Origin of the sequence: Alistipes sp. (assembly GCF_020026455.1) — a bacterium.
GTDB lineage: Bacteria > Bacteroidota > Bacteroidia > Bacteroidales > Rikenellaceae > Alistipes.
On the sequence record NZ_JAHHQJ010000005.1, the window covers coordinates 17273 to 39384 of the forward strand.

Consider the following 22112-nt stretch of genomic DNA (forward strand, 5'->3'; position numbering starts at 1 on the left):
AAAAAACGCACCATGAAACCATTCCGCACCGCATTGTTCGCCCTCATCATCCTGCTGTCCGCCGCATGCAGCCGCCCGGCAAGCGACATCGTCGAGTCATCGACCAACGGTCTGTCGGGCGTTCGGATGCCGATCCAGGTGACCCTCCGCGAGGGCGTCGAACTGGCGGAAGAGGGACTGGAGGAAGCCGTATCGTTCACCCCGTCGGCCGATGTCGCCGTTTGCCGACAGGGCCCACGGATGCTGCACATCGTCCCGAAATCGCCCCTGAAGAGCGACACCCGCTACAAGGTGACGCTCAACGCCTCGAAACTCACCGGCGGAAAGGCCAAAGGCATCGCCAGGTTCGAATTCGCGACGCCAAAACTGCGTTTCACCTACACCCCCTGCTGGCTGCAGCAGAGCGACGACAGGAACCATTACGTGCTGGTCGGCGAGGCGGTCTCGTCGGATTACGCCGATGCCGGCTACGTGGAGCAGCGGTTCGACATCGAGGGCCTTCCGAATCCCGAAGTGACGTGGACCCATTCGGGCGACGGCACCATCCACAAATACCGGATCGAAAACATCCCGATCCACAGCGACAAAGACTACACGCTGGACCTCGCATTCGACCTCGACCCGAAGCGGAGCATCGCGATCGAAGTCCCCCGCAAGGGCGAATACATCGTACTGGGCCACAGCGTACAGACCGAACCGCTGGCCGTGGTTGTCACCTTCTCCGAACCGCTCAAGCCCAATCAGGATTTCAGAAACCTGATCCGCTTCGCACCGAAATTCCGGACCTCGGTCGACCGGAACCGCCTCTACATCTACCCCGAAACGCAACTCACGGGCAATTACGAGGTCGAAATCAGCCGCGAGGTGCAGAACAAGGCGGGAAAGCGCCTCGACGAAAGCTGCTCCTTCACCGCGTCGCTGCCCTCGCAGACCCCCGCAATCCGCTTCACGAGCAACGGCTCCATCCTGCCCTCGTCCAACCGCATGAGCCTGCTGTTCGAATCGGTGAACTTCGCCCGGGCCCGGGTGCGCGTGCAGAAGATCTTCGCCAACAACCTGCTGCAATTCTTCCAACGGAACTACTACGGCGACACCTATTTCTCCGACATGGAGTATGTCTCCCGCGTCGTCCGCGACACGACCTTCGATCTCGGGGGCGGGGGCTCGGCGCAGCTCGACCGCACCAACAGCTATTCGCTCGACCTCAGCCGCCTGATCACCGACAGCCGGAAGTCGATGTACCTGCTCGAAATCAAGGGCGTCGACCCGCTCATTGCGGTCGAGTACAACGATTACGACTACTGTTTCGGCGACTACCGGACCTACGCCGAACGGTCGAAGGTCGTCCTGCAGTCCGACATCGGCATCATCTGCAAGAGCAACGGCGACGGGGAGCTGGTGGTCTACACCACCGACCTGGTCTCGGCCCGCCCGAAAAACAACTGCAAGGTCCGGGCCTATGACCGCCAGAACCAGCAGCTGGCCCAAGCCCTCACCGACTCCGAGGGGCGCGCCGTGCTGAAGTGCGGCGACGAACCCTACATGGTTCTGGCCGAGGCCGACGGCGACGTGTCGTTCGTCCGGGTAGAACAGGGAGGGGCACTTTCATTGAGCAATTTCGATGCGGGCGGCACGACCGACACGAAGGGGATCAAGGGCTACCTGTTCGGCGAACGGGGCGTCTGGCGCCCGGGGGACGAGATCTTCCTCACGCTGATCGTCGCATCGGACACCCCGCTGCCGGAGAAGCACCCGGCATCGCTGGAGTTCTACAACCCCAACGGACAGTTGGTCCAGTCGATGGTCAGCAGCGGCTCCACGGACGGAATCCATACGTTCCGATTGCAGACGAAACCCTCCTCCCCCACGGGCATCTGGCGCGCAAAGGCGACCTTCGGCGGGGTGACGTTCGAGAAAAACATCCGCGTCGACGCCGTCAAGCCCAACCGGATGAAGATCGAGATGCACCTTGGCGACGGATCGTCCGTCGCCGCAAAACAGTTCACCGGCCGTCTGACGGCCCGATGGCTGCACGGCGCACCGGCTGCGGGATCGAAGGTCACACTCCAGGCACAGCTGTCGCAGACCCCAACGCGCTTCAAGGCCTATCCCGACTATTCGTTCGACGACGACACGAAACAGTTCGCACCCGAGGAGCGGGAGATCGTCTCCGGGATGACCGACGCCGGAGGTACGCTGCAGCTGACCACCGACGGGCTCTCCTCGCTGGAAGGATTGAGCCCGGGAATGCTGAACGGCAAATTCACCGTCAAGGTTTTCGAAAAGAGCGGCGATTTCAGCGTCGACCAGCAGATCGCGGCCGTCTCGCCCTACGACGCCTATTTCGGGATCGGCGTAACCACCCGGCAAAGTGCCTGGGGCGAGGAGTACCTCGACAGCAAACGCGACCATGTGCTGCGGCTCGTCCTGCTCGACGCCCGGGGACACCCCGTGAAGGGTACGGAGGAGGCGAACGTGACGGTCTACCGGATGCAGTCCTTCTGGTGGTGGGACGCCTCGTCGCCGGCCTCCCGGGCCCACTACGCCAAAAGCGCCCTCAACGCACAGTACAAAACCCTTCGGGCCACCCTCTCGAACGGCACGGGGCAGGTCACGATGCACTGGAGCCCGGGCGATTACGGTTGCTACCTCATCCGCGTGACAGGGAAAGGGCAGGCACACTCGGCGACGTGCGTCGTCCGCGTGTCGTCGTCCGATTATCCGGGTGCCATCTCCTCGGTGACCGACGCGGCGACGCGTCTGGCCATCTCGCGCGACAAGGACAAATACGTGCCGGGCGACAGGGCGAAGATCACCATCCCTTCGTCCCCGGGGGCCCGGGCTCTGGTGAGCGTCGAGAGCGGCAGCTTCGTCCGCGAAAGCCACTGGATAGCGTGCACCGACCGACAAACCTCTTTCGAGATCCCCATCAGTGAGGGCATGGCCCCGAACGTCTACGTTTCGGTGAGCCTCGTCCAGCCCCACGCCAACACGCTCAATGACGCACCGATCCGGCTGTTCGGCGTTCTGCGGCTCCCGGTCGAGGATGCCGGCACGCGCCTTGCGCCCGTGATCGAGATGCCCGAATCCGTAAAACCCGAGTCGGAAATCACGATCCGGGTCCGCGAGCAGAACGGCCGGCGGATGAGCTACGTACTGGCGCTGGTCGACGAGGGGCTGCTGGGGCTGACGCGTTTCAAGACCCCCGACCCCTATCTCTATTTCAACGCCACCGAAGCACTGGGAGTCCGCACGTGGGACCTGTTCGACCACGTCATCGGGGCCTACGGCGGCCGTATCGAACAGCTGTTCGCCATCGGAGGCGACGCCGAGCTGCCGAACACCGGAGCGCTCCGCGCACAGCGGTTCAAACCCGTCGTGCGGTTCCTCGGTGCCGAGAAACTGGGCGCCGGAAAAACCAACACCCACAAGATCGCACTGCCGCCCTACTTCGGGTCGGTGCGCGTGATGGTCATAGCGTCCAACGGCCGCGCCTTCGGCTCCGCAGCGAAGCAGGTCGCCGTGAAAAAACCGCTTCTGGTACAGGCTACCCTGCCCCGCGTGGTCTCCACCGACGAGGAGATCGAACTCCCGGTCACGGTTTTCGCCCTCGAAAAGGGGGTCGGCAAAACCGACGTCCGGGTGAATGTGAACGAGGCATTCTCCGTAGTCGGGCCGAAGCTGCGAAGCGTTGTCCTCGACAAGGAGGGCGAACAGGTCGTCACCTTCCGCCTCAAGACGGGCCGGAAGACCGGCATCGGCAAGGTCCGCGTCACGGCAGCCTCTTCGGGCGACAACTCCGCCTCGGAGATCGAGATCGACGTGCGGGAGCCGAATCCCTGCATCACAAACTCGGAAGACCGCATCCTCCAGCCGGGAGAAACGGCCTCCGTCAAGCCCCTGAAAGACTCCGGGACTGCCCGTCTGGAACTCTCGTCGATCCCTCCGATCGATCTTTCGCGCCGCCTCGAATACCTCGTACGCTACCCCCACGGCTGCATCGAGCAGATCACCTCGGGAGCCTTCCCGCAACTCTACCTGCCGGCCATCGCCGCCTGCGACGAAGGGATGTTGCAGGACATCGACCGCAATGTCAAGAGCGTCCTGTCGCGGCTGGGCAGCTATCAGCTCTCCAACGGCGCATTCGCCTACTGGAGCGGCGGGACCTCGCCTTCGGAATGGGGCACGGTCTATGCGGTCCATTTCATGACCGAGGCCGAGAAATACGGCTATGCCGTCGACCGCACGACACGCGACCGCGCGCTCAAATACCTGCGCGACAACACCGCCGACAATCCGCTGACTCAGGCCTATGCCCAATACGTCCTCGCGCTGGGCGGCACGCCCGACCGGGGAGCCATGAACCGCCTGCGGGAGCGGTCGGCGCAGGCCGGCAGCGACACCCAATGGCTGCTGGCCGCGGCCTATGCCCTCGACGGCAACCGGAAGGTGGCCGAAAAACTGATCGCAGAGACCGCCGTCACGACAGCCCCGAAGGCCGACCCCTACGACGGGACCTACAACAGTCCCGAACGGCAGATGGCGATCGTGTTGATGACGCAGACGCTGCTCGGAGAGCACGAAGCGGCATTCCGCACGGCCCTCAAAATGTCCGACATCCTGAAGAAGGACAAGTGGCTAAGCACTCAGTCGACGGCCTGGATGCTCAACACGCTGGCGAATTTCGCCGCCACAAAACAGTCGGGGATCGACGCCCGGGTCGGCCGGGAGGCGATCCGGAGCACCCGTTCGATCGTCACCAAGCCGCTCAACGCCGCAACCGAAGTGAAAAACACCGGCACGGGCAATCTCTATCTGGTCGTGAGCCAGAGCTACACGCCCGACAAGGGCGAGGAAGCGGAAGCCGCAAGCGGTCTGAAGCTCGACGTCCGCTACCGGGACATGAACGGCGCGCCGCTCGACCCGCGGTCGGTGGCCGTGTCAACGGACTTCTACGCCATCGTGAAGATCACAAACACCAGCAGCTGCGATCGTTACACCGATCTGGCCCTGACGCACATTGTCCCGGCAGGCTGGGAGATCACCTCCGAACGGGATCTTTCAGCGCTCACCCATCAGGACATCCGCGACGACCGGGTTTTGAGCTACTTCGACCTCCGGAGCGGCGAAAGCAAGGAGATCCCGATCAAACTCACGGCGACCTACAAGGGCTGCTACTACCTCCCCTCCGTCTACTGCGAGGCGATGTACGACAACTCGGTGCGGGCGCTCCGCAAGGGCGAATGGATCGAGGTCGTCGGGCAGACGCCGGCCCGAAACTGAGGACGGGACACAGTCCGGATACAACGGAAACATCCCCGTAATGCGCCGTGGCATTACGGGGATGTTTTTACGGATCGGATGCTTATTCGTCCTTGCCGTCGAAGAAATAGGAGGCGCAGTTAACTCCTGCTGCATCATAGCATTTGCGCAGGGAGTTCATGCGGTGCTTGAAGTCGTCGAAATCCTTGCGGTCGTAGGACCAGCCCACCTCGGCGAGGGCGGCCAGACGCGGCAGCAGCATGTGTTTCAGATGCGGGAACGTGGCGACATACTCGGTCCACAGGTTGCACTGCACGCCGAGGATGTAGGCGCGCTCCTCGGGCTTAAGCTGGTCGTAGGGATCCAGCTCGTAGACCTTGCGCATCGGGAGATAACCGCCGATGGCCATCGGCTCCTCCACGGGATTCTTGGTCTGGTAGTAGTCCAGATAGCAGTGGTCGTTGGGCGTCATGACGACATGGTTCCCGGCCTGGGCCGCCTCGATGCCGCCCTTCGAGCCGCGCCACGACATGACGGTAGCCGTGGGCGAAACGCCGCCCTCGAGGATCTCGTCCCAGCCGATGAGTTTCCGGCCATGTGCGCGGAGCCACTTCTCGATGCGGCGCACCGTGTAGCTCTGCAGCTCGAACTCGTCCTTCAGACCCTCGGTGCGGATGCGCTCCTGACACAGCGGGCACTCTTCCCAGCTCACTTTCGGGCACTCGTCGCCACCGATGTGGATGAACTCCGAGGGAAAGAGTTCGAGCACCTCGGCGAAGACATTCTGCAGAAACTCGAAGGTCGTCTCCTTGCCCGGGCAGTAAACCTCGTCGCTGATGGCCCAGCGGCGGCGCACCTCGTAGCCCTCGCCCTTGCAGCCCAGCCACGGATAGGAGGCCAGCGCCGCAACGGCATGCCCCGGGAGTTCGATTTCGGGAATCACCGTGACATAGCGGTCGGCGGCATATTTCACGATATCGCGGATCTGCTTCTGCGTATAATAGCCGCCGTAGGGGGTCTTGTCATACTCGCTCGAGGCGTTATAGTGACCGATGAGCGTCTCGTTGCGCACCGATCCCACACGCGTCAGCTCGGGGTATTTCTTGATCTCGATACGCCAGCCCTGATCGTCGGTCAGGTGCCAGTGGAACGTGTTGATCTTGTGCATGGCGAGGATGTCGATATACTCCTTGACCTCGTCCACCGTCCAGAAGTGACGGCTGGAATCGAGCATGCACCCGCGGTAGGAGAAACAGGGCTTGTCGCTGACCGTCACGGCGGGCACGACGCCGTTGCCGTCGATGATCAGCTGGCTCAGGCTCTGCAGGCCGTGGAAGACGCCCTGCGGCGTTCCTCCGCGCACCTCGACACCCGAAGGCGTCACGGCCAGCGTATAGGCCTCGGCCTCCAACGAGCCGTCGACCTCCAGGCGGACGTCACCCTCGGAAGCGGTTTTCATCACCCCGCCGACGACGGGAGCGATCTCCCCGGCGAAAATCCGGGCCGAGCGGCGCAGTTCGCCACTCTTGCCGACACCGATCACCGTCGACGCGGTTACGGTGAACGTCCCCTCGGCGGGGGCTACCGAGAGGGGTTTGGGAACGATGTTGACCTCGGGTCCTGCTCCGAAGGCCGCGCACGACAGACCGACGGCGCACAACGAAAAAAGGAGTTTCTTCATTTTAATTCAGGTTATGTTTAAAATTGTGGTTTCAGCAAAAATTCGTGGGTATGGATCGTCTTGTCACGCGCCCCGACGATCCTGATGCGGATCAGGCCGTCGGCGACAGCGCAGCGCACGTGGCTCCGGTTGTCGTTGGCCACGATCGGGGACCTCGCGTTCCGCTCCCCGGCGGGAGGGAACGGATAGAGGGGGCCGTGGCCGCAGCGCATCAGGTCGATTCCGGTCTCGTTGAGCGCCCTCACTCCGTCCTGCGACAGGTCGCACAGGTCGGGTCCGTGTGTAATTCGGAACTCCTGCGCGGCAGCCGTCAGAGCGAAGGCCAGTCCCGCAAAGACGCAAAGCAGTTTCTTCATTCCATTTCCGGTTGATCGGCTTGTCAGCAAAAGGTTCGGGCCTCCCGTCTGCGTGGGGCCCGATTTTACGCAACGCAAGATAGCGATTATTCGCGAGATTTCCGCATCAACAACGAAAAAAGAGGCGCACAGGCGCCGATTCGGCCCCTTTTCGTCGGTTTTCCCCGGCTTCCCGACCGCACAGTCGCACCTTGAGGCCGGGATCCTGGCGCATCGGCGGCAAAGCCGTCATCCCCCGGTATGCCACCGAAGGAGTCGGAGGAGTCGGAAAAGTCGGAGGATCCGCCCCAGGCGACGCACAGCGCCGATCCCATAGTGGGGCTGTTTTCGGGGGATCGGGACTATCCGCGTTTTTTCGGAGCCTTTTTCTTTTTGCGCACCGACCAGCCGAAGTGGCCCAGCGCTTCGCCCAGCGCGAAATACTCGCCGTGAGAGTAGACGATCGGGTCGGCCCGTTCGAGACTGAACCGCCCCGTCGCCGGATCGATGTAGGCCTCATCGGCCTGAACGCCGACCACGTCGGCCAGGAACATGTCGTGCGTCCCGAGCGGCAGCACCTGCCGGACCCGGCATTCGATGTTGACGGGCGATTCGGCGATGAGGGGTGCGGCGACCTTTTCCGACGGCACGGCCGTCAGTCCCATCTCGCGGAACTTGTCGTAGTCGCGGCCCGAGCGCACCCCGCACCAGTCCGCGGCGCGCGCCAGACGACGCGTCGTGAGGTTGATGACAAACTCGCCCGTACGGCTGATAATCGCATGGGAATGGCGTTCGGGACGCACCGAAATAAAGCACATCGGCGGATCGGAACAGATTGTCCCGGTCCACGCCACGGTCAGCATGTTATACTCTTCGGGCGTCGCGCCGCAGCTCACCAGCACCGCCGGCAGCGGATAAAGCACCGTCCCCGGCTTCCAGTTCTGTTTCATATCGCTTCCTTTTTGGAACAAAGGTAGCGGTTTTTCCCTATCTTTGGTGCCGCGACGACACTTTTCAGAGCCCCGTCGCCCCGGCTGCGCCGCATAGGCCCCGGCCTTGCTCCGTATCCGGCTTTTATGTACCTTTGTATTGTATGATCGCCGATTTTGTCCGATACCTCGAAGCCGAACGCCGCTACTCGCCGCTCACGGTCCGCAACTACCGCCACGACGTGGAGCAGTTCCTCGCGTGGCTGGGGGTCGACGACGCAACGTTCGAACCGCGGCGGATCACCACGGACGACATCCGCGAATGGATTCTCTACCGCACCGAAACGGGCCACGTGAGCGCCGCCTCGATGAACCGCGAGATATCGTCGCTGCGCACGCTGTTCCGCTGGCTGCTCCGCACGGGAGCCGTCGACCGCGACGTCGTGCATCCGATCGCCTCGCTGCGGACTTCGCGGCGGCTGCCGGCCTTCGTCCCCGAAAGCCGCATGAGCGGCATCGTCAGCGAATGCGAATACGAAAGCGAGGACTTCGTCCGCGAGCGCAATTCGCTGATCATACTCCTCTTCTACACCTGCGGCCTGCGCCTGGCCGAACTGGTCGGCATCGACCGCGACGACCTCTCCGCAGACTGTTCGTCGCTGCGCATCCGGGGCAAGGGAGACAAGGAGCGGATTGTCCCCATCCTCGAATTTGTCCGCGAAAAGATTTTGCGCTACATCGGGCTAATTGAGAGGCAAAATATTTGCATTTCCCCGGAAAAAGCACTATTTTTAACACACAAAGGAAAACGCATATCCCGGACGGCGGTGTACCGCACGGTGCAGGAAGAACTGGATCGGGCGGGCGTGCAGGGCAAGAAAAGCCCGCACGTGCTGCGGCACACATTCGCCACCCACCTCCTGAACGGAGGTGCCGACATGCGCGAAATACAGGAACTCCTCGGGCACGCCTCGCTACAGACCACACAGGTCTACACGCACAACAGCATTGCCAGGCTCCGGGAGATCTACGCGAAGGCCCATCCCCGCGAAAAGGGTGGCAAATGATTAACTTTATAAACTGTAAGGCTATGAACGTACAGATTCAATCCGTGAAATTCGACGCCGACAGACGGCTCGTCGAATTCGTGAATGCCAAAATGGCGAAGTTGGACCGCTTTGCGGAACGCTCGACCGGAGCCGAGGTCATTCTCAAACTCGATAAGGACCACGAAAAAGGAAATAAATTCGCAACCATCACGTTGCACATGCCCGGCGAAGACCTGGTGGCCTGCCACCAGTCGAAAGCCTTCGAGGAGTCGGTCGACGAAGCCATCGACGCCCTGAAGCGCCAGCTGGACAAATTCAAGGCTAAATTCGAAAAATAAATCCCACCAACCTTAATACCTAAACGAACCAACACCGCGACGGCCGCCTTTCAACAAGGCGGCCGCCGCATTTTTCCGGGCCCTATCGTTGCCGCCGTCCCAGACTCTATAACCTTTCGCATTAAAATCGGATTACCGGCCGACTCTCCCGACTGCCAGCTCCGCCTCCGACAAGCCCCCCGGCCCAGTCCGATCCAATCCGCCGCCGTTGAAAATCTCCCACCCGGCGCAGTCCGATCCACCGCCGTTGGAAATCTCGCCCCGACGCAGCTCCGCTTTCGACAAGCCCGCCCGGCCCAGCCTGACCTGTCCGGCCCGACCGGCCCGACCGGCCGCCGCGGTGAAAACTCCCTGCCATCGAGGCAAACAGCCGTCCTCGGCAATGCGGAAACGCCACAAAAAAACGGCCGCACTTGCGTGCAGCCGTCGATTGGTAGTGGATAGGGGATTCGAACCCCTATGTCATGCGTGAGAGGCATGTATCCTAACCCTTAGATGAATCCACCGGTTTTGTGGTGCAAAGATAATGCCTTCTTTTGAAACTCCAAAATTTTCCGGCAAAATATGTGATTTTTTTCGTTTTTTTGCCGCACAAATACTTTTTAAGCTATCTTTACAAAGAGACACAAAAAACGTACCATCATGAAATTCCGCATCCTCATCCTCCTGGCCGCCGCCGCACTGACGGCCGGATCCTGCACAAAACGCCCCGTCAAACTGCAGTTCACCGTCGCAAGCACCGACTCGCTGGTCAGCGGCAACGGATTCTCCTGCAATTTCGAATACCGCTTCGCGTCGATCGCCAACGCCCAGGACTCCCCCGCCCTCGCAGCGATCGAGCGGACGAACATCGACCGTTTTTTCGATCTGGAGGATTTCGCCGGAACGCCCGAAGAGGCTGCCGCGGCCGCAATCCGTCAGTTTACCAGCGACATGACCCCGCCCGCGAATAGTCCGACCGCACCCCGCGCGGCATGGGAAGGCGAAATCTCCGTCGAATCCGAAGGATCGATCGTCGACACGCTTCTGTGCTACGTGATCACGCGGACAAGTTACACGGGCGGAGCACACGGCATCTACGACATGGAGTGCTACAACTATTCGCTGGCTGGCGGTTACGAAATCACGACGGCCGACCTGTTCACAGAAACGCAGCTGGAGCAACTCGACCGGATGATCCGCGAAGACCTGTACAGACAGTATGGGGTCCGGAGCGACGAAGAGCTGAAGACGAAGGGATTCTTCCCGGAATACATCGGAGTTACGGAGAATTTCCTCGTCACACCCGAGGGCATCACGTTCTACTACAATCCCTACGACATCGGATGCTACGCGCTCGGGAGCGTCGAGGTGAGCGTGAGCCGCGCGCAACTTGCCCGACTCTGACCTTCCGGCCTGCCCGACCCTGCAAAAACGAAAAAAGGTCCGAGTCTCACGACTAGGACCTTCTTTTTCGGCGGGGAACCACCCCCTCCGAAAATGAGGTTCAATCGGAGGTATTCGACCGCAGAACGAGTACCGCCCCTTTGGTCTTAGCAACGGAGAATCCGTTACAACCTGCCGATTTCCTCAACCAACCTAAAACTACTAACCTAAATGAACCTTAAAACTTCACTGCAAAGATAAGGGGGATTTTTTAATTACGCAAATATTTTATGAATATATTAAATATATTTAACAATTTGGTAACATTGGCAGACCAATAAAGATGCTTACCCGATTAAGTAATAGCTCTCGCAAGTATTTAATCCTAAACACATTCAACGTGACACCACGCCCCCAAAGCCCTGCCGGCGGGATCTTCCCCAAAAAACGGAATCGGTTAACATGGATGAAGAGAAAAGCGGGCCAAACTCCGGAAATCCGAAGCGGACAACCGCAAAATTCCGGACGCGCAAAAGGAGCAACCCATTGGAAGCAGACATAAAAAAAGCGCCTTCCGAAAAGACGCAAAAAAAGGAAACCTGGAAGCGGACCTCAGTCCGTATTTCCCTGTTTCCTCACCAACCTAAAACTACTAACCTAAATGAACCTTAAAACTTCACTGCAAAGATAAGGCGAAAAAACCATCCGTGCAAGTTTTTATTAAAATAATTTCCAAATTTTTTGAGTTTTTTTAATATTAAAAACCCAAAACAAGGAGTAACCAACTGGCCATCAGCAGCATCGCAACCCATCCTTCGAAAACCTCTGAAAAAACTTTTGCAACCCGCATGCAGTATCGGCCGGAACGTGCATTTATATGTATAAAAAGAGCGATATGACGATCATAACGGATAAATTGCTACTTTTGCAAAATGATTCTACCTACGCCATTTTGTTTGCAGCCAGAATCTCCCCGCGCAACACCCGGCAGAGATTTTGCATATCCGCTATTGCCTATCCTCGAACCTCTGACCTAACCAACAGTTTTGTACGATGACAGTATCGTTGATCATTTCCACCTATAACTGGCCTCGAGCACTTTACCTCTGCCTCGACAGCGTCATGCAACAAACGGTCATGCCCTCCGAAATCCTGATTGCGGACGACGGATCGGGCATGAGCACCCGCGACGTCGTAAAGCACTTCGAGACCATCTCACCGGTCCCCGTGCGCCATATCTGGCACGAGGACAACGGCTTCCGCCTGGCGGCCATCCGCAACAAAGCCATTGCCGCCAGCAAGGGAAAATACATTATCCAGATCGACGGCGACCTGATCCTGCAACGTAATTTCATTCAGGACCACATGCTTTTTGCCCGGGAGGGATGTTTCGTCACCGGCTCCCGGGGTATCATCACCGAACTGCTGACCCGCAAGGTGCTCAGCGGCGAGATCACCTCGCTGTCCCCGCTAATGAAAGGCATCCGCAGCAGCAACAATGTCGTCCGCATTCCGATCATGTCGATCCTCTACCATACGTTCGGCCCGACCCGTGCTCCCCGCGGGTGCAATATGGCATTCTGGCGCAAGGACCTGGTTCGGGTCAACGGCTACGACGAGAGTTTCAAGGGCTGGGGATTCGAGGACTCCGAATTATGCATACGGCTCAACAACAGCGAAATACGCCAGCGATGCATGAAATTCCGGGGGATTGCCTTCCACCTCCATCACAACCAGGCGGAACGTTCGGGCTGCAACAGCAACGAACAACGTTACAAAGAGAGCATCCGCTGCCACCGCATGCGCTGCGAGAAGGGGCTCAACCGATACCTCACCTCCTCCGAGCAACATTTCTACACACAAGAAAAATCGATCATGGCGATCGAGAGTTGAGTGTCAGCTCGCGCCTCCGCACAACACGCTCCCCTGCGGAGCGTGTTTTTTATTTATGCCGACGCAGCCGATCCAGCATGGGCCAAAAATGCATCTGCCGGCGCAACTTCCACTTGCGGAGCAGATTCCAGGGCTTGGGCTTCAAGCCCTTGTGCCCCGTTGCGAGGAAATCCTCCACAGCATCCAGCACGCGGGCCGAACAACGACAGTCGCGATGCGGCTCATGGTGCAGGGCATAAGCCCTGATCTCCGACATCAGGTCTTCGGGAAGCGTCAGAGCCCGTTCAATGGCAGGCCCGACCTCTTCGGGGTGCTGTACATCGATCAGATGCGGACCGGGGTGGGAATTGTGGAACGTCACAACGGGCTTGTCGAGAAACATGAACTCCAGGATAATCGAGGAACTGTCGCAAAGCATCACATCGGCACGTTGCAACAACGGCATCTTATCCGGTCCTTCGAAAAAGGTCACATTCTCATGCTCGGCCGCAATACGCTTGTATCCGTTGACAATCTCCGGATCGGTCAGTTTCGGATGGAACGTAATGATCCATTCCCAGGGCATGACCTTGGCCAAGCGTTCGATCTCTCCCATCAGATGAGGCGCCGAGCAGACATTGCGCGTGAAGGTCGGAGGATAGAGGATCACCGGGCGTTCATTGCGCGGTTTGCGCTGGATCTCGGGCGAAAAATAGGTGTCCGCCTTGGGCCAACCCGTTTCATAGACCCGGAAAAAGCCGAACTTCTGCTCCAACTCCTTGAAATAGGGGGTGCTGCTGGGACCCTGCGTACAGTAGATATCGAACCAGCCGCGCACGGTGAAATGATCGTCGACAGCCTCGATACGCTTCTGAATGGCATATCCGTGAAACAAAGCGACCTTGATACCAGGGAAGAAATCGGGAATATAGTTCCCCGGAGCAAAGACGGCGACGGGATTGAAATCAATCACTTCGCGGACGGTTTTCAAGCGAACCTCATCCTTTTCAAGCTCCACGGGACACCCGGCTTCGATGAACCAGGCAACCGAGCCTCCGCGGCGGCGAATCTCCGCCTCCAGCGGCCGCATGATCGGATACGCATAAGGAAGCGTCACGAATAACAAATACTTTCTCATAGATAATTCGAATTCAGTCTACATACAACCCCGTCCCTACCGCGCCATACGCCTGCGCAGGCTCTTGTTCCAACGCATCAAGGTAGCAAGCAGGAGCCTGCCCGGACGCATCCATTTCCACCGGTCGAGGCACAGCAGCAACAAGTCCGCCCTCGAAAAATATACCCGCAGGTTCTTGCGGAAACGCTTCGCCTGCACATGGATCCACCGGGCATATTCCGTATCCCCGACCCAGGGATTACGGCTTTTGCCGAGATAGACGACATACCAGCGGACTTTGCTGAGCAGCAGCAGGTACTCGATGCGCTCCGGACCGAGCTGCGGACAACGGGCCAGCTCCTGCGCCACGGCCTCACCGAACCGGATGCAGTAGTCGATATCGAGACGGCTGCGATTGGCCGAACCCGCCCGCTGCAGGTATCCATAGCCCACATAATCAATAAAATGCACCCGGGGCTGCTGGCAGCCTATCTGAATATTGATAAGCGTATCCTCCCCCAGATGCAGGGGATAATGCCGCAACTCCTCGTCGAAAATTTCACGTCGGTATATACGCGCCCAAACCGTAGCCGAGATAGCATGGCAAAGTGTAGCCTCCAAAAACGCCAGTCCTTCCATGTCCTGCGTATGGCGTTCCCGAACCGGGATTTCGAAAGAGGAACGGATGCGTTTGAAATTGCAGCACACGATGTCATAACCGCCGTTCAGAGAGATTGCCGAGGTGAGCTCCCGAAGCATATCGGGTTCCAGAATATCATCGCCGTCGAGGAAACAGACATATCGCCCACGAGCCCGATCGAGGCCCTCTTTCCGCGCCCGGGCAACCCCCTGATTCGGAGTTGCGACGACCGAGATGCGCGCATCCCGCTCCGCATGGCTGCGTGCGATCAGCAACGACCCGTCCGTTGCCCCATCGACAACGACTATCGCCTCAAAATCGTCGTACGTCTGCGCCGTCACCGACGCCAGGCAGGCTGCAAGATAGGGCTCGACATTGTAGACCGGAATGATAATGCTGACTTTTGGTTCCATCGGCTATCGAATATAATTTTTTACCGCCTCGGCGATTCGTTCACCGTCGAGCGCCGCAGAAATGATGCCGCCGGCGTAGCCGGCCCCCTCGCCTGCGGGAAACAAACCCTTCGTTTCGGGATGCATCAGCGTCCCGGGGTCGCGCGGCACGCGCACGGGCGTCGAGGTGCGCGACTCCACGCCCACGACCACCGCGTCGTTGGTCAGGTATCCGCGCATCCGGCAGCCGAAAGTCGCAATACCCTGCCGCAGTCCCTGCGCGATGAAGCCGGGCATCCACTCGTCCAGACGCGACGGCGTGATGCCGGGAATATACGACGTCCGGGGCAGCGACCCGCTCGCACGACCCGCCACAAAATCGGCGACCCGCTGTGCCGGAGCGATCTGATGCTCCCCGCCCCGCTGCCGCGCCAGCTCCTCGAACTGCTGCTGGAATTTCAATCCCGCCAGCTCGCCCCATTCGGCTCGCAGGTGATCGAAATCCGCGAGCCGCACCTCCGTGACCAGCCCCGAATTGGCATAGGGCGACGTGCGGCCGCTGGGCGACATGCCGTTGACCACCGACTCCGCAGCATCGGTCATGGCCGGGACGATGAACCCACCCGGGCACATGCAGAACGAGTAGACCCCGCGGCCGTTTTCCTGGCTCACAAGCGAATAGGAGGCAGCCGGAAGGTATTCGCCACGCGTCTGGCAATGGTATTGGATCGAGTCGATCAGCGCCTGCGGATGCTCGATGCGCACGCCCATCGCAAAGGGCTTGGCCTCGACGCGAATGCCGCGGCGGTGAAGCAGTTCGTAAATATCGCGTGCCGAGTGGCCCGTGGCCAGTACGACGGCAGCCCCTTCGATCAATTCATCGCCGCACCACACGCCGCAGACGCGCCCCTTCTCCACCTTCAGGTCCGTAACACGGCTCTCGAAGCGGAACACGCCGCCGGATGCGACGATTGTCCGCCGGATATGCTGCATGATACCCGGCAGCTTGTCGGTCCCGATGTGCGGATGGGCCTCGAAGAGAATTTCGGGCGTCGCTCCGTGGAACACCAGCGTCTGCAACGCCTTGTTGTAGTCGCCGCGTTTTTTGCTGCGGGTGAAGAGTTTGCCGTCGGAAAAGGTTCCGGCTCCGCCCTCCCCGAAGGCATAGTTCGATTCGGGGTCCACGGCGCCGTTCCGGTTGATCTGCGCGATGTCGCGTTTGCGGGCCGAAACGTCGCGACCGCGCTCCAGGATCACGGGACGCAGGCCCAGTTCGATCAGCCGCAGAGCCGCGAACAGCCCGGCGGGACCGGATCCCACGACCACAACCTCCGTGCGTCCGTCAACCGACGGGTAGTCGAAATGCACCGGCGCGGGCTGCGGCTCCCGGTCGACATAGACTTCGAGCGTCAGGTTCACCTTCACCTGCCGCTGCCGGGCGTCGATCGACCGTTTCACGACCCGCACCAACGCAATATCGGCCTCGCCGATTCCCATGCGCCGGGCGGCCTGCGAGGTGTAAAACGTCGCATCGGCGGCCTGCTTCGGCGTGAGTACAAGGGTAATATGTTGCGGCATATCTAAAAAATTACTTACAAAAGTAACCAAAAAAGCCGGATAATGGCTCATACCCGGTTGTGTTTTGTAAATTTTTACCTACCTTTGTCCTACTGATGCGGATATGGTGTAATTGGTAGCCACGTCAGACTTAGGATCTGATGCCTTACGGCGTGGGGGTTCGAGTCCCTTTATCCGCACAAAGGAGCCTTTTCCAGGGCTCCTTTTTTTGTGGGAGCCCGGACGCAAAGAAAAGCAAAACCATTGTAAATCCCTATCGGGCAAAGCCTTCGCCCAATCCCCGAACCGGAAAGCAATCCGCAGCAAACATCCGTAACCACCTCCCGAACGTCTCCCGAGCATCTCCGGGAACCACCTCCCGGACTCCTCCCGAGCATCTCCTGAAACCAGTTCCCGGACATCTGCCGCGCGACAACACGCAACAACAGGCGACAACAGGCAACAACAGACAACAACAGACAACAACGGGCAACAACGGGCGGAGCGTGCATCGTCGCGGGAATTACCGGGGCCGGGATTGCGTTCCGGGGCAATGCGCAGGGCATTGCTGTTCTCACGGGAGTATGCACACAAAAAGATAGGATGGCCTTAGTGCCATCCTATCCCGGTGAACATCCCGTAATTCCGGATGTTTCTGTTGAGACTCTTTAGGGCAAGAGCTTTTCTCGCGAAATCATCGATCGGTTGTTGCCGACAAATGCTTCGACATCACTCAGCCGTCAGTTTCAGTCCTTTGAGCTTGATATAAGTCCGATCGCCTCCCGAAATCGCACGGAGCAGGGTGTCCTCCTCGAAGGTCAGCGTCTTCTGGTCTTCGGAAACCCTGAGACGCAGGTCGGTGCGCACCGTTCCACGTCCGTCAGCCGTACCGACAAGCACCTGGGAAATCAGCAGGATCCGGGATGTCGGGTCATAGGTATATACACGCGATTCGTCCGTCACATTCTTATCCTGGAACCAGTCGGAGTCGTAAACCGTAGCCTTGAATTTTGCATATCCTTTCTTTTCGTTTCCTCTAAAATCCGAGTCAAGCCGGACCATAACGGAACCTCTTGTCGGCTTATTATTGAAGATCGCAATACCCGACTCCGTGTCAAGAGAAACGGAGAATTCTTTGGGACCTTCCCATCCGCCGGATGAAACCATCGAATAGGTCAGCTTTTGCAGGTCGATTGCAAACTCGCTCCGATCTGCTCCGGAGACGAAGGTAACAACCGTTCCACGAAGCGTGTAGGTACCCTCTTTCTCGCCGTAAACAGCCTCACCGAATCCGTCGAGCGTAAGTTCCGGTCCGCTGCCGCTTGCGGGCTTGTAGGTGCCCGCCTCTTTGCCGCGCGGAGTGAAGACGGGAGTTTTCTTTGCCGAATCGTATGAGTAGCGGAACAATGCAGCGGTCTTGTCGGAAACGATCGCCTCCGAATCTTCGCCGATGCTCGTTCCCTTCTTGAAATCCAACTCAACCTGCTGTGCAGCCCGGGTTGCACGTTCGATATAGTACCAGCTCTTCGTGCCGGCCTTGTCCAGTTCAACCAGATAACGGGAACCGTACGAATCACTCGCCGCACTGACAAACTCAAAGTCGGCGGTACTCGTGAAATAGTATTTGACCTTCTCGGGTTTGTCGTCGATCAGGTCGTTGATGTAAACGAAGGCATCTCCGTTTGCAAACCAGTTGCCGCTGGCGCCGAAATCCTTTTCGCCGTATCCGTTGTCGCTGAACTCGATGAGATACTCGAAGAAGTTCTTCGCGTCGTCGAATCTATAGCAACCATCGAAATCAAAGTGGTTGGCATCCGTCGATTTTACAAAATACGAAGTATTTGACTTCAGCTCCATTGTGAATTCCGACGAGCTGCCCCGGATAACCTGCGACTCCGAAGCCGTAAGCTGGAAGCCTTTATATGCTCCGACGAACTGCTTGCCGACGTAATCGGTTTTCTCAACGGCCGACGTTTCGATCAGAATCGGCTCGTCCGGCATGACGCAGAACCAGCATTTACCCATATCCGGATCGTCGGTCCGATACATGTACTCGATATCGGCACCCGTTGTCTGTCCCGTGATCTTCAGCTGTCCGTCATAGCCCAGATCCGCACTCCACATGAATTTGACCGCGCCGTACATACATTCGCTGAATACCGGGGGAACGGCCTCCCAGTCGTCGCAGCAGTTGAGCATCCGCAGACTGGTATGCTCCCCTTTCTTGAGAGTGATGAGGTGCCGGTCCAGATCGGTCGCCACCGTGAGCGTCACCTCCTCGGCCGGCATCGTGAACCGGTATTTCCAGGAGACGGTCCCACTGGAAACCAATTCACAGGGAGTGTCGTTGAACAGACAGGCCGAAACGGCGAACATGCCGTTCGTCACGACGATCTCGACGTCCACGACTTCGCCCGCTATGGCTGTCTTGGCGACAGTTACGGTATATTCCTTCGAAGTGGGAGCGTTGATCGGGTACTCCTCGGGCTTCAGCTCCAGGACGATGATTCCCAAGGAGACGTTCCGTTCGGGCATGACGAATTCGAACGACCCGCCCCGGGAGTCGCCGGCAACCTGCTTGCAGGCTACGCCGTTCGCGGAGACGAACTCGAGATAGTGACTTTCGCTGGTGACTTCGACCGTTACGGACACCGTCTCTCCGGCTTCAGCAGCCGTCGGAGCGGTAACCTTGTAATAAGCCGCCATTTCATTCTGGGAGACGGAAATGGCGAATGACTTTTCATTCACTTCGGAATCACTGTCGTCACACCCCCCGGCGATCAGCGGACACAGGGCGCAGAGGCAGAATAAAGCTTTGAAATACAAGTTTTTCATGGGCGAAATTTTTAAAGGTGGTAATCGGATTATAAAAAATCCGTTCTGCGGCCGAATCATTCGCATTGCTTCGTGTCGGGTATCATGCCGTATCGGTCATCCGACCGATCAAGTCATAGGGCAATTCGAAAAAATGGTCCTGTCGCAGAACGGATTCTGAGGAGAGGCGGATGCAAAAATTACAGCATACGCTTCATTTCCGGCGAAGAGCCGGCGCGGGATGTCGCCGCATTGCGCACATCATCCGGAATGATCGTCCGGGAATATACGCTGGTCTCGGCCGGTTCGGTCCGGGAGACCATGGTCAGGGTGTTCCCGTCATTCGTCAGTTCGAAATCGTAGCCCTTACCCCAGGTTTCGCCGTCGTCGTACACGCCGGTCAGCCGGGATCCGTCGATCGAATAACGTCCGGTATATTTGGTGTAGTTCGACGTCTCGACCTTCTGGTAAAGCATGAACGTCGCTTCCGATGAGAATTCGACGTACACCTCGAATCCCTCGGGAGCATTCTCCGTCCAGGAAGTGAGGCGCCACTGGCCTACGATTTCCGAATGAATGTTGGGGGTATTGTCGTCATCCGAGCAACTTGCGGCAAAGATGCCGAGCAGGGAAAAAACGAGCAGATGATAAAGATATTTTTTCATTGCAAGCATTGTTTTTATAACCAACCTCCGTTTGCTGCGCCGGCCGAACGGACAATGACGGCAAATTCCTTGGTGATGACCATGCCGCCCATCACGACGTCCGTTCCGGGTTTCGTACCGCCGGCTACGGCCGAAACCCTGATTTTGGCCGATCCGGGTTTCGTACATTTGATCATCAGTTTGCCGTTATACATCTTGGGGGCCGCCTTGATGCCAAGTTTCTTCATGTCCTCGGCCGACATCTGAATATCGGTGTAGGTGAGGTTCTCGGCACCCTGTCCGAAGAACTGCGTCAGCGGAATGAGCTGGATCTCGCCCAATGCGACCCGCAGACAGGGCGTTCCCTCGATCTGCATCAGCAACTGATAGGCGTCGGTAATACCGGTGCCCATTTTGCCGTGGAAAATCGACAAGTCGGCAATCGTGGCCTTCGAACCTTCGCCCAGTCGGGAGTCGATTTCGTTGACCGACGTAAGCAGCATGGTCTTGAACTCGTCGAGCGAGAAGCGCTTTCCTTTCTCCAAGGCATAGGAGAGGCCGAGTGCGGCGACACCCGAGACATGCGGGCAGGCCATCGAGGTTCCCTGCATGTAGCCGTAATCCAATCCGCCGTTCGTTTCGGCGCAGAGCGTCGAAAGGACGCCGGCCTTCTCGCCGCCGCTCAGACCCGATGTTTCACCGCCGGGAGCCGCGATGTTACATCCGGGGCCGTAGTTGGTATAGTTGGCCGGCAGGTAGTCGGGCGAGAACGAGGTGACGGAGACATAATCACGATAGCCACCCGGATAGCCGGCCATGGCGGTCGACTCGTTGCCGGCGGCAAAAATGATCAGTCCGCCGTCGAGGGCCGCACAGTTTTTCTGGGCGGCGAAGTACTGGAGCGCCTCATAGTCCATCGGCGAATATTTGATGAACATGTTGTCCGACGTGTAGGTTCCCGCCTTGATACCCCACGAGCACTGGAGGATGGAAGCTCCGTGATCCGCAGCGTATTTCACGGCACGGCTCGACGTCAGAGCGTCGCCCTGCAGGTCTCCCGAGAAGATCTGGCACGACATGAGACGCACTCCATCTCCGTTGCCCGTACCTCCGGCCACGCCGCAAACGCCGACACCGTTGTTATTGACGGCGGCTACCGTACCCGCAACGTGGGTTCCGTGGCCCGAATCGCCCTTCTGCCCCCACGAAATGGGACCGTTGGCTGAGAAGTTCCATCCGTGAATGTCCTGATTCTTGTATTCGGGCGAAGGATTCGGATTGGTCCACATGTTGGCCGCCAGGTCCGGGTGGGTATATTTCACGCCCTCGTCCACGATGGCAACGATGACATCGGGATTTCCGGCCGTGAGTTTCCAGGCGTCGACCACATTGATGTCGGCTCCGGCCACCGATGTCGTGGCTACGGCCTGGTCGGCGTTGTTGATGTAGTGCCACTGCCAGAAGAGATTCGGGTCGTTGAAATCCGCCGTGACCAGAGCGCGGCTCTGGGCGTTTGCCGTTGCCTGAAAGGGATAGGCCTTGCAGTCGGAAGCCCGGTAGAGACGGGTGCGGAACTGCACTTTCGAGATTTCGGCAACGCCTGCGAGTTTCTCGGCCGCCTTGTCCAGGTCCTCCTCCGATGCGAAGTGGAGCACATACCACTTGTGGAGTCCTGCCGCACGGGTGCGGGCCTCGTGTTCCCCGGCCTCGGGGAAGACGCGCTCGAGCGAGGAGACGTTCAGATCGGCCAGGATGCCGTCAACGGATTCGATGCCCGAACGGGTCAGAGCCGAACGGGTCTTGGCCGCATTCAGTGCGGACTGTTCGAGAACGGGAATGGCTTCTTCGTCGAATTTCACGATGAGCGAACCAGCCACGGCATCGTCCGACGTATTGCAGATTTTGCCCGAAGGCTTAATTTCGGTAGCGGAATCCCCGCGGTTCGGCATCTCCTGCATGGGATCCGTCGAGCAGGCGGCCAGCAGCAGGGAGGCGAAAATCAGGAGTTTCGTTTTGTTATGCATATATCATGCTGATTTTTGAATCCGGCAGGTTGTTTTTGGCTTGGAAAAAAGGGAGAGGCCGGCACTTGCCGGACGACCGGCCTCTCGCGATCC

At 58.8% G+C, this 22112-nt stretch carries 14 protein-coding genes and 2 tRNA genes; 6 read left to right on the forward strand and 10 right to left on the reverse strand.

Features of this window, described 5'->3' with window-relative positions:
- Window positions 1–12 precede the first annotated feature (12 nt).
- Window positions 13–5283 (forward strand): MG2 domain-containing protein, encoded by a 5271-nt coding sequence (locus QZ460_RS04005; RefSeq protein ID WP_290540309.1) that lies wholly within the window; start codon window positions 13–15, stop codon window positions 5281–5283.
- An 82-nt stretch (window positions 5284–5365) separates the two neighbouring features.
- On the opposite strand, the gene QZ460_RS04010 is transcribed toward QZ460_RS04005, so the two are convergent.
- From QZ460_RS04010 to QZ460_RS04020, 3 genes are all read right to left on the reverse strand, one after another.
- Window positions 5366–6943 (reverse strand): beta-N-acetylhexosaminidase, encoded by a 1578-nt coding sequence (locus QZ460_RS04010; protein WP_290540310.1) that lies wholly within the window; start codon window positions 6941–6943, stop codon window positions 5366–5368.
- 17 nt (window positions 6944–6960) lie between these two features.
- Window positions 6961–7299, reverse strand: coding sequence for a hypothetical protein (locus QZ460_RS04015; protein ID WP_290540311.1), 339 nt, complete (start codon window positions 7297–7299; stop codon window positions 6961–6963).
- Between the two features lie 341 nt (window positions 7300–7640).
- Complete coding sequence (locus tag QZ460_RS04020; protein WP_290540312.1) at window positions 7641–8228, reverse strand: flavin reductase family protein; 588 nt, start codon at window positions 8226–8228, stop codon at window positions 7641–7643.
- A gap of 143 nt (window positions 8229–8371) precedes the next feature.
- Here QZ460_RS04020 and QZ460_RS04025 point away from each other — a divergent pair, with 143 nt between their 5' ends.
- Window positions 8372–9274, forward strand: coding sequence for a tyrosine-type recombinase/integrase (locus tag QZ460_RS04025; protein WP_290540313.1), 903 nt, complete (start codon window positions 8372–8374; stop codon window positions 9272–9274).
- Window positions 9275–9297: 23 nt separating this feature from the next.
- Window positions 9298–9594, forward strand: a complete 297-nt coding sequence (gene raiA, locus QZ460_RS04030; protein WP_290540314.1) for a ribosome-associated translation inhibitor RaiA — start codon at window positions 9298–9300, stop codon at window positions 9592–9594.
- A 431-nt stretch (window positions 9595–10025) separates the two neighbouring features.
- Here raiA and QZ460_RS04035 read toward each other — a convergent pair.
- Window positions 10026–10100 (reverse strand) — tRNA-Glu (locus QZ460_RS04035).
- Between the two features lie 136 nt (window positions 10101–10236).
- Between QZ460_RS04035 and QZ460_RS04040 the strand changes: the two genes are divergently transcribed.
- Both QZ460_RS04040 and QZ460_RS04045 read left to right on the forward strand, forming a co-directional pair.
- Window positions 10237–10980, forward strand: coding sequence for an RsiV family protein (locus QZ460_RS04040; protein WP_290540315.1), 744 nt, complete (start codon window positions 10237–10239; stop codon window positions 10978–10980).
- 1032 nt (window positions 10981–12012) lie between these two features.
- Window positions 12013–12852 (forward strand): glycosyltransferase family 2 protein, encoded by an 840-nt coding sequence (locus tag QZ460_RS04045; protein WP_290540316.1) that lies wholly within the window; start codon window positions 12013–12015, stop codon window positions 12850–12852.
- Window positions 12853–12901: 49 nt separating this feature from the next.
- On the opposite strand, the gene QZ460_RS04050 is transcribed toward QZ460_RS04045, so the two are convergent.
- The 3 genes from QZ460_RS04050 to QZ460_RS04060 are packed head-to-tail and all read right to left on the reverse strand — an operon-like array spanning window position 12902 to window position 16558.
- Entirely contained in the window at window positions 12902–13969 is a 1068-nt protein-coding gene (locus tag QZ460_RS04050; RefSeq protein ID WP_290540317.1) for a CDP-glycerol glycerophosphotransferase family protein, read from the reverse strand.
- A gap of 36 nt (window positions 13970–14005) precedes the next feature.
- Window positions 14006–15001: a glycosyltransferase gene (locus QZ460_RS04055; protein WP_290540318.1), complete on the reverse strand. Its 996-nt coding sequence runs from the start codon at window positions 14999–15001 to the stop codon at window positions 14006–14008.
- Window positions 15002–15004: 3 nt separating this feature from the next.
- The gene (locus tag QZ460_RS04060) at window positions 15005–16558 is read right to left on the reverse strand and encodes an NAD(P)/FAD-dependent oxidoreductase (protein WP_290540319.1); all 1554 of its coding nucleotides are present in this window, start codon (window positions 16556–16558) and stop codon (window positions 15005–15007) included.
- Between the two features lie 97 nt (window positions 16559–16655).
- Between QZ460_RS04060 and QZ460_RS04065 the strand changes: the two genes are divergently transcribed.
- Window positions 16656–16737 (forward strand) — tRNA-Leu (locus QZ460_RS04065).
- A gap of 529 nt (window positions 16738–17266) precedes the next feature.
- Here QZ460_RS04065 and QZ460_RS04070 read toward each other — a convergent pair.
- From QZ460_RS04070 to QZ460_RS04080, 3 genes are all read right to left on the reverse strand, one after another.
- Window positions 17267–19372 carry a hypothetical protein gene (locus QZ460_RS04070; RefSeq protein ID WP_290540320.1) on the reverse strand — a complete coding sequence of 702 codons (2106 nt, stop codon included), beginning with the start codon at window positions 19370–19372 and terminating at the stop codon, window positions 17267–17269.
- 179 nt (window positions 19373–19551) lie between these two features.
- Window positions 19552–20016, reverse strand: coding sequence for a lipocalin family protein (locus tag QZ460_RS04075; protein WP_290540321.1), 465 nt, complete (start codon window positions 20014–20016; stop codon window positions 19552–19554).
- 14 nt (window positions 20017–20030) lie between these two features.
- Window positions 20031–22019: a S8 family serine peptidase gene (locus tag QZ460_RS04080; protein ID WP_290540322.1), complete on the reverse strand. Its 1989-nt coding sequence runs from the start codon at window positions 22017–22019 to the stop codon at window positions 20031–20033.
- Window positions 22020–22112: the final 93 nt, after the last annotated feature.